Source organism: Stutzerimonas stutzeri (assembly GCF_002909485.1).
GTDB lineage: Bacteria > Pseudomonadota > Gammaproteobacteria > Pseudomonadales > Pseudomonadaceae > Stutzerimonas > Stutzerimonas stutzeri_AH.
Genome location: NZ_PPXG01000016.1, coordinates 1 through 1,936 on the forward strand (window position 1 = coordinate 1; position 1,936 = coordinate 1,936).

Genomic DNA, 1,936 nt, shown 5'->3' on the forward strand with positions numbered 1-1,936 from the left:
TGAGGCTGAAGGCAGGCTACATGCCGGCACTGAAGAATAGCCAGAAACTGGTGTCGAAGAGCAACTAACTAGCCCTAATGCTTGATCTTCAACCTGCAGTAAATTTTTCACCTCATTTTTCTTTGTACCTGAATCCGTGAGACCGGCCCCCGGAAGCACTTCTAACCCACTGACTTGCATGGCAATATAGCCGATATCGCCATTCACCCAGACAGTGCCATGCCCAACGTCAAGTTCCGCGCCAGTCGCCGCTCCCTCACCAGCCATGCCGGGCTGTCGATCATCGGGCAGTGCTTCGAGATCGCCGGCGTCGACAGCATCGATGGCCGCTTCCCCACCACACTGGGCATGCGTACCAGCGATGTGGTCAAGAGCTACCTGGGCCTGCTGTGTCTGGGCATGAGCGACTATGACGCTGTCGAGAACTTCCGCCGCGACAAGCCCTTCCAACAACTGCTGACCCTGCAGAAGGTGCCGAGCGCGGCGACGCTGCGACAGCGGCTGGAGAAACTTGCCGCCAACGACCTGCAGGCGCGCACCGCCACCTGGTCCACGACCCTGCTGTCACTGATCGAAGCACCGATCACCGCCGAGACGACGCACGTCTGCCTGGACATCGACACCTTCGTCATGGACAACAGCAACTCGAAGAAGGAAGGCGTCTCGCGGACCTACCAGAAGGTCGATGGCTACACCCCGATCGCCGCCTATCTGGGCAACGAAGGGTGGTGCCTGGGTCTGGAACTGCGGCCTGGCAAGCAGCACACCATGAAGGAGAGCAACGCCTTCCTGGAGCGGGTACTGCCTCGCGCCCAATGCCTGACCAAGCAACCGATCCTGTTACGCGAGGACAGCGGCTTCGACAGCCAGGCGCACCTGGCGCTTCTCGAACAGCAACGCCAGGTCTTTGCCGACGAGGGGCGCCGGCTCGACTATGTCGTCAAATGGAACCCGCGCGGCTCGGCCACGGCTGATCGAGATACCTGGCTGGCGGTGGCGGCGGACTACTGGGAAGAGCTGCGTCCTGGCAAGCGCCAGGCGCTGTGGCCGCAGACCGTCTCGATCCACGACGACAACAAGACCGAATACGTCGTCCAACGCGTGATGCGCCTGGTAGAGCGCACCGCCGATCGCGATGGCCAGTTGCTGCTCGAACCGGACTATGAGTTGGAAGGCTGGTGGACCAGCCTGGACGAGGCGCCGGAGGCGGTGATCAAGCGCTACCAGGCGCATGCCACCCATGAGCAGTTTCACAGCGAGATCAAGACCGATCTCGACCTGGAGCGCTTGCCGTCCGGCAAGTTCGCCACCAACGATCTGATCCTGCATCTCGCCCAGTTGGCCTACAACATCCTGCGCCTGATGGGACAGCTAGGCATGACCGGCGAGCTGAGCCCGGTTCGCCACCCGGCCAAGCGGCGCCGGCTGCGCACCGTGCTACAAGAGTTGGTGCACCGTGCGGCTCTCGTGATTCACAAGGCACGGCAGATCATCCTCGACTTCGGGCAAGATATCGGTCGCATGACGGTGTTGAACACGCTACGAAGCCGGCTGCGCTATCCACGAGGCACACCATGCTGATCGCCTGTCGGACAAAGCCACCAAGCAGAGGGCTGAGGGTCACCCGCAGCCAGCATCACCGTGCCCGGCGAGTAGTGATGCATGCCAAAACGGGCTGTGAATGCCAGCCGATGCGGCGATGGTCGGCCATATCAGGCATGCGCCGGGTGATAGAGACGGGTTTGGAGTTCAAAAAAGGCTCGCTGGCGATGACAGGGAAACTGCCGGCGCCGGCATCACGGATTCAGGTTTGTAGAAACACTACAAGTCTGTTTAGGTTCAACTATATCGCGCTTTACTGCATTACGCAGACTTGTAAAGCTGACTATATATCCTGCCGCTATCGCTCCCAGAAATGTCAGTAAAAAATAAATAA

General features: G+C 60.0%; 2 protein-coding genes. One reads left to right on the forward strand and one right to left on the reverse strand.

Translation table 11 applies throughout. From position 1 onward, the window contains the following. On the reverse strand, positions 1-207 hold a 207-nt coding region (locus CXK91_RS22970; protein ID WP_258035668.1), incomplete at its 3' end, for a hypothetical protein. 12 nt (positions 208-219) lie between these two features. Here CXK91_RS22970 and CXK91_RS22450 point away from each other — a divergent pair. Continuing rightward, entirely contained in the window at positions 220-1,581 is a 1,362-nt protein-coding gene (locus CXK91_RS22450; RefSeq protein ID WP_103458178.1) for an IS1380 family transposase, read from the forward strand. The last annotated feature ends 355 nt before the right edge of the window (positions 1,582-1,936 follow it).

Bases quoted from the DNA above. Each gene is read 5' to 3' on its own strand.
- CXK91_RS22450 (WP_103458178.1), top strand. From the start codon at position 220: ATGCCCAACGTCAAGTTCCGCGCCAGTCGCCGCTCCCTCACCAGCCAT.